General features: G+C 67.0%; 6 protein-coding genes. 3 read left to right on the top strand and 3 right to left on the bottom strand.

The genetic code is table 11. The features are described from left to right. Nucleotides 1-131: 131 nt before the first annotated feature. Complete coding sequence (locus tag O1Q03_RS29335) at nucleotides 132-1,589, top strand: DEAD/DEAH box helicase (protein WP_269507544.1); 1,458 nt, start codon at nucleotides 132-134, stop codon at nucleotides 1,587-1,589. Here the strand turns inward: O1Q03_RS29335 and O1Q03_RS29330 are convergent. The 3 genes from O1Q03_RS29330 to O1Q03_RS29320 form a co-directional block, all read right to left on the bottom strand. After that, nucleotides 1,583-2,089: a hypothetical protein gene (locus O1Q03_RS29330; RefSeq protein WP_269507543.1), complete on the bottom strand. Its 507-nt coding sequence runs from the start codon at nucleotides 2,087-2,089 to the stop codon at nucleotides 1,583-1,585. The two genes, O1Q03_RS29335 and O1Q03_RS29330, sit on opposite strands and share 7 nt — an antisense overlap. Nucleotides 2,090-2,157: 68 nt before the next feature. Further along, complete coding sequence (locus O1Q03_RS29325; RefSeq protein WP_269507542.1) at nucleotides 2,158-2,985, bottom strand: ferritin-like domain-containing protein; 828 nt, start codon at nucleotides 2,983-2,985, stop codon at nucleotides 2,158-2,160. A gap of 315 nt (nucleotides 2,986-3,300) precedes the next feature. Then, nucleotides 3,301-4,941 carry a gamma-glutamyltransferase family protein gene (locus O1Q03_RS29320; protein ID WP_269507541.1) on the bottom strand — a complete coding sequence of 547 codons (1,641 nt, stop codon included), beginning with the start codon at nucleotides 4,939-4,941 and terminating at the stop codon, nucleotides 3,301-3,303. 233 nt (nucleotides 4,942-5,174) lie between these two features. Between O1Q03_RS29320 and O1Q03_RS29315 the strand changes: the two genes are divergently transcribed. After that, the gene (locus O1Q03_RS29315; protein WP_048025981.1) at nucleotides 5,175-5,954 is read left to right on the top strand and encodes a DeoR/GlpR family DNA-binding transcription regulator; all 780 of its coding nucleotides are present in this window, start codon (nucleotides 5,175-5,177) and stop codon (nucleotides 5,952-5,954) included. 303 nt (nucleotides 5,955-6,257) lie between these two features. Next, on the top strand, nucleotides 6,258-6,455 hold the full coding sequence (locus O1Q03_RS29310; protein WP_044846784.1) for a hypothetical protein: 198 nt from the start codon (nucleotides 6,258-6,260) through the stop codon (nucleotides 6,453-6,455). The last annotated feature ends 37 nt before the right edge of the window (nucleotides 6,456-6,492 follow it).

Below are 6,492 nucleotides of genomic sequence, written 5' to 3'. Positions count from 1 at the left end.
ACTCCCCCGCCCACCCCCGGGCCCCGGGGGGTCGCACCGGGCCCCCCGCGCCCCCTTTGCTTTTTGCGACGCCAGTTCCCCGCGCGGGCCGCGCGAGGCGTCGCCGATCATAAAACTGAAGAGTGGTATCTATGTCTTTCGAATCTCTCGGCTTGGCCGAACCGCTCGTCAAGGCGGTCAATGAGCTCGGCTACACGTCGCCGACCCCCATCCAGCAGCAGGCGATCCCGGCCGTCCTCGGCGGCGGCGATCTGCTCGCCGGCGCACAAACCGGCACCGGCAAGACCGCCGGCTTCACGCTGCCGATCCTGCAGCGCCTGCATACGTTCTACGCCGAGCACCGCGGCGCGAAGCGCGCGGTGCGCGCGCTGATCCTCACGCCGACGCGCGAACTCGCCGCGCAGGTCGAGGAAAGCGTGCGTGCATACAGCAAGTACCTGAAGCTGCGCTCGACCGTGATGTTCGGCGGCGTCAGCATCAATCCGCAGATCGATGCGCTCAAGCGCGGCGTCGACATCGTCGTCGCGACGCCGGGCCGCCTGCTCGATCACATGCAGCAAAAGACGATCGACCTGTCGAATCTCGATATCCTCGTGCTCGACGAAGCCGACCGGATGCTCGACATGGGCTTCATCCACGACATCAAGCGCGTGCTCGCGAAGCTGCCGCCGCAGCGCCAGAACCTGCTGTTCTCGGCCACGTTCTCCGACGAGATCAAGTCGCTCGCCGACAGCCTGCTCGACTCGCCCGCGCTGATCGAAGTCGCACGCCGCAACACCACCGCGGAAAGCGTCGCGCAGAAGATCCACCCGGTCGACCGCGATCGCAAGCGCGAGCTGCTCACGCACCTGATCCGCGAACACAACTGGTTCCAGGTGCTCGTGTTCACGCGTACCAAGCACGGCGCGAACCGGCTCGCCGAACAGCTGACCAAGGACGGCATCAGCGCGATGGCGATCCACGGCAACAAGAGCCAGTCGGCCCGCACGCGCGCGCTCGCCGAATTCAAGAACAGCACGCTGCAGGTGCTGGTTGCGACCGACATCGCCGCACGCGGGATCGACATCGACCAGCTGCCGCACGTCGTGAACTTCGACCTGCCGAACGTGCCGGAAGACTACGTGCACCGGATCGGCCGTACGGGCCGCGCGGGCGCGACCGGCGAAGCCGTGTCGCTCGTGTGCGTCGACGAGAAGCAGTTGCTGCGCGACATCGAGCGGCTCATCAAGCGCGAGATTCCGCAGGAAGTGATCGCGGGCTTCGAACCCGATCCGACCGCGAAGCCGGAGCCGATCCAGCAGCGCCGCGGCCAGCAGCCGCGCGGCGGCAATAGCGGTGGTGGTGGTGGCGGTGGCGGCAATCGCCAGCCGCGTGCAGGCGGCTCAGGCCAGCCGGCCGCGAAGCGCGACGGCAACGCGCAGCCGAAGGCCGCGAAGGCGGCGAAGCCGCGCGCGGCTGGCGGCGCGAGCGGTAACGCTGGCGGCGGCAGCGGCCGCCCGTCCGCCGGCAATGGCGCACGCCCGGCGAACGGCAATGCCGCGCATCCGAACCGCAACCGTTCGTCGCGCAGCGGTCAGCGCGGTCACTGAAGCCGCGCGGCCGCGCGCCGCAGGTGCTCGACCTGGCGCTGCCAGCGTGCGAGCACCTCGGTGTGCTCCCCTTCCAGCGCAAACGTGACGCCAGTCGCGAGACGCGCATAGCCGACCCGCTGCGCATCGCCGTGCGCGATCGTCGCAGCGAATCCGGCCAGTCCGCCGAAGTCCCCTTCGAGCGGTTCGATCGTCAGTTGAGCCTGCCAGAACGCCCCGTCGGCGACGAGCGTCAACGCCGCTGCACGCCGTTGCGCAATCGCGCGCGCCGCACGCGACTGCGGCCATAGCGCGAGCAGCAGCGTGCCCGCATCGCGTGCGTAGATCTCGCCGACGCTGAGCAGCGTCGTGCGCAACTGGCCGTCGTCGGTCGCGACGATCAGCGACGCGGCGAAGTCGGCGTGGCGTGCGAGCGCGGTGCCGTCGAACAGCGCGACGACGGCGGGCGGCCACGCATCGAACGTCCATTGTTCGAGCGCGTGGCGATGGGAATCGGTCATGATGGCGGCCCCGGTGGAAAGCGGATGACGATGCCGCAGCATACGCCCGATGGGACGCGCGATGACGCTCAGCGCATGAACACGTGCCGCGTGATCTTCGTCAGCGGATAGTGGACGCTCGGCTGGATCTTCGCGGGCAGGTCGAGCGGCTTGAGCAGCATCTTCACGCACATGTCGGCCGACAGGTTGCGCCGCACGAGCGAGCTGATGCGGGCTGCACGCTCGCGGTTGTACTGATCATCGCCGACGCGATCCGGATAACGAACCGCGAACACGTGGCGCAGCGCGATCTCGGAATCCTCGTTCTTGATTTCCATCACGCGACGCATCAGCGCGCCGAGCACCGCGAGCCGGCCGTTGCCTTCGAGCTTGTTGTACTTCTTGAAGAACTTGAAGAAGTGCTTGTAGTGGCGCACTTCGTCCGAGCGGATGTTGTCGGTGATTTCCTTCAGCACCGGCTCGTCCGAACATTCGTTGATCGCGCGGTACAGCGTGGCCGTGCCCGTCTCGACGACGCAGCGCGCGACCATCTCGAGCGCGCGGGTCTTCTCGAATGCGTCGACCGAGCAGGTCTTCGAATACTCGGCGAAGAAGTTCGCGAACGCGGTGTCCCAGTCGAACTCCGGCCACACGTGCGCGATATACGCCTTCAGCGCGCGGCCGTGCTGCAATTCTTCGTGCTCCCACGCATTGTTGAGCCACGCGGAAACTTCCGGATCGTCGTTGAAGAACTCGCTCAGGTTGCTCGTGTAGAGATCCGAGCCGCTCTCGATGAACGACGATGCGCACAGCAGCAGCAGTAAATCCTCGTTCGCAGCGGCGCGCTGACGATCGATCCGGCTCAGATCGATGTCCTCGATACGCCACGGCATGACATGCGTCGTTTCAGTGTGCATGGTGATGCGCTCCCAGTCGTCGCGCGACCGGCCGGCCCGTGCCTCCGGCACCGGCCCGGCGCGCCCGCAGGCGACGTTTTGCTTGCATTTATAGTGGATGGCTCCGGCCAGAACCATTCTGGCATCTTAGCCGGACTTCGATCTTCGTGCTTCCAAGCACTGACCATACCGGACAGGCGCAGTTCCGCCGCGTGTATTGCCGTTCGTTAGATGAGTTCTTCGAACGGATTGCGCGGTTGCGATGGCGTACCCTGCATCAAGCAAAACGGGCGGCCGTTCGGCCGCCCGTCGGCGCATCACGCTGGAAGCGTTCCGTCAGAAACCGGCCGCCAGCCCGTCGCGGCGGCTGTCGCTCGCGGCCACGTAGCCGCGCTCGGGATCGTCCGGATCGAGGCGCCACACGAACTGCCCCGAGCCGAAATCCATGTAAGGATCGTCGATCGACTTGATCGTATGGCCGCGCGCGGCGAGCGCATCCACCGTGTCGCGATTCATCGTCGCCTCGACGTCGAGCGTGAAGTCGCGATTGACCTTCCAGCGCGGCGCGCAGCATGCAGCCTGCGGCTGCTGCCCGTAGCCGAGCATCCGCACGATGGTCTGCAGATGGCCCTGCGGCTGCATGTCGCCGCCCATCACGCCGAAGCTCATCACGGCCTCGGTGCGGCCGTTCGCTTCCTCGGTAACGAACGCCGGGATGATCGTGTGGAACGGCCGCTTGCCGCCCGCGACGACGTTCGGCGAAGCCGGATCCATCGAGAAGCCGTGGCCGCGGTTCTGCAATGCAATGCCGGTGCCGGGCACGACGAGACCCGAACCGAAGCCCATGTAGTTCGACTGGATGAAGCTCACCATCATCCCGCGCTCGTCCGCGGCCGACAGATAGATCGTGCCGCCCGAATGCGGCCGGCCGGAAGCGAAGTGCGTCGCGCGCGAGCGGTCGATCAGCTTCGCGCGCGCCGCGAGATACGCGTCGTCGAGCATCTGCTCGGGCGTCACGTCCATCGCGCGCGGATCGGCGACGTAGCGATAGACGTCCGCGAACGCGAGCTTCATCGCCTCGATCTGCAGGTGCTGCGAGTCGACCGAATCGACGGGCCAGTCGGTCACGCCCGCCTGCTCGGCGATGCCGAGCGCGATCAGCGCGGCGATGCCCTGCCCGTTCGGCGGGATCTCGTGAATCGTGTGGCGGCCGAAGCGCTTGCCGATCGGCTCGACCCATTCCGGCCGGTACGCGCGCAGGTCGGCTTCGGTCAGCGCGCCGCCGCCTTCGCGCGAGAACGCCGCGATCTGGTCGGCGAGCGCGCCTTCGTAGAAGGCGCGCGCACCGTCCTTCGCGAGCGTGCGCAGCGTCCGCGCATGGCCCGGCAGGCACACGCGTTCGCCGATGAGCGGCGCGTGCCCGCGCGGCATGAACGTTTCGGCGAAGCCCGGCAGCCCCTGCAGTTCGGGCACCGCGGCCGCCCACTTGTGCGCGACGATCGGCGACACCGAATAGCCGCGCTCGGCGAGCTCGATTGCCGGCTCGAGGAGATCCGCGAACGGCAGCGAGCCGAACTTCGCATGCAGCGCTTCCCAGCCCGCGATCACGCCCGGCACCGTGACGGTATCCCAGCCGCGCGTCGGCTTGTTCGCGATGCCGCTCGCATTCTCGCCGTGGCGCTTGCGGAAATAGTCGGGGTTCCACGCGGCAGGCGCGACGCCCGACGAATTCAGCCCCGACAGCCGCTCGCCGTCCCACACCAGCGCGAACGCGTCGCCACCCAGCCCGCACGACACGGGCTCGACCACCGTGATCGCGGCCGCGGCGGCCAGTGCCGCATCGACGGCGTTGCCGCCCTTCCACAGCATCCGCAGCCCGGCCTGCGCGGCGAGCGGGTGCGACGTCGACACGACGTTGCGTGCGAACACCGGGATACGGGTCGTCGGATACGGGTTCTGCCAGTTGAAGCCAGTCATCGGTTCTACCTCGTCGAAAGCTGAATGAACGCGCGCCCACGCGTGCGGGCCGTCCGCCATTGCAGCGCGATCGAGGCAATCGCACAAATTCATTTGTCACATGAATCCATGCAGTTGGCGCATGAATTGCCGGCAACCCCGCGCGAAATCGCGGCGACCCTGCGCGGCGGCCCAGCCGAGCGCCCTTCCCCCCTTACAATAGCCGCTTCGCCTTACGATCCGACCGCCGAGCCATGACCCGAGATCCCCGCCTCACCCTCAACGCGCGCCAGCAGGAATTGCTCGAATGGGTGCAGCGCGACGGCTTCGTGACCGTCGACGATCTCGCCGCGCACTTCGCGGTCACGCCGCAGACGATCCGCCGCGACGTGAACTGGCTCGCCGACCTGAACCTGCTGCGCCGCTACCACGGCGGCGCGAGCCTGCCGACCAGCTCGGAGAACGTGTCGTACACAGCGCGCCAGCGGATGTTCCACGACGAGAAGCGGCGCATCGCGGCGCTCGCGGCGTCGCACATCCCCGACCAGGCGTCGCTGTTCATCAACCTTGGCACGACGACCGAGGAAGTCGCGCGCGCGCTGAACCGCCATCACGGGCTGCACGTGATCACGAACAACCTGAACGTCGCGTCGATGATGAGCGGCTACCCCGATTGCGAGGTGCTGATCACGGGCGGCATCGTGCGGCCGTGGGACAAGGGCATCGTCGGCGAGCTCGCGATCGACTTCATCCGCCAGTTCAAGGTCGACTACGCGATCATCGGCACGTCGGCGATCGAGGCCGACGGCACGCTGCGCGACTTCGACACGCGCGAGGTGCGCGTCGCCGAGGCGATCATGCAGCATGCGCGCACCGTCTATCTCGTCGCCGATCATTCGAAGGTCGGGCGGCCCGCGCTCGTGCGGCAGGGGCACCTGAGCCAAGTGCATGCACTCTTCACCGACAAGCCGCTGCCGCCCGAGATGGCCGATGCGGTCGCGGCCGCGGGCACCCAGGTATACGTCGCGGAATGACCGGTGCCATGCTGCACCGCACCCAAAACTTCAAGTGAAATCAAGAAGTTGGCGCGCCGGCCGAACCGCTCGCAGCATGCGTGCCTGTCAAACGGAAAATTAACGGGGCACGATTTGTCGTTGCCCGCACACTCGACTAGACTCCAGTTCCCCGGCCTGTTCGCGCGATCCGCCCGTGCCAAGGCGCGTGCGAATCTCAAGGCCGGCGAATACAGCTTTCCCCCCAAGCCATACCCTGCGGGGTATCGCGCACCGGCATTCGAGCCGGCGGCGCGGGCAAACCGGTTGCCATGGAGAGAAACAATGCTGAGTCCGCATGAATTCGCCACGCTATTGCTCGTGAAGGACGCCCCTGATCACGGCGACATGGATCGAGATGAACTCGACGCGCTGCTCGAACAGCAGCTCGTGCGACTGGAAGGACTGGGATCGGGACGCAAGTACTGCGTGACCGAAACCGGCGACGCCGCGTTGCGATCGATCAAATGCCGCTATTCGTAAGGTCCCGCTGTTGCTGACCTGAGCGCGCCGGCCGGAT

The organism is Burkholderia sp. IMCC1007 (assembly GCF_027257875.1).
In the GTDB taxonomy this organism is placed as follows: domain Bacteria; phylum Pseudomonadota; class Gammaproteobacteria; order Burkholderiales; family Burkholderiaceae; genus Burkholderia.
Note: the sequence above shows the minus strand (reverse complement) of the source record. Positions and strands in the feature narration are given on the sequence as shown.

Excerpts from the sequence above, each read along its gene's own strand:
- O1Q03_RS29335 (WP_269507544.1), top strand. The coding sequence starts at position 132 with ATGTCTTTCGAATCTCTCGGCTTGGCCGAACCGCTCGTCAAGGCGGTC.
- O1Q03_RS29330 (WP_269507543.1), bottom strand. The coding sequence starts at position 2,089 with ATGACCGATTCCCATCGCCACGCGCTCGAACAATGGACGTTCGATGCG.
- O1Q03_RS29325 (WP_269507542.1), bottom strand. The coding sequence starts at position 2,985 with ATGCACACTGAAACGACGCATGTCATGCCGTGGCGTATCGAGGACATC.
- O1Q03_RS29320 (WP_269507541.1), bottom strand. The coding sequence starts at position 4,941 with ATGACTGGCTTCAACTGGCAGAACCCGTATCCGACGACCCGTATCCCG.
- O1Q03_RS29315 (WP_048025981.1), top strand. The coding sequence starts at position 5,175 with ATGACCCGAGATCCCCGCCTCACCCTCAACGCGCGCCAGCAGGAATTG.
- O1Q03_RS29310 (WP_044846784.1), top strand. The coding sequence starts at position 6,258 with ATGCTGAGTCCGCATGAATTCGCCACGCTATTGCTCGTGAAGGACGCC.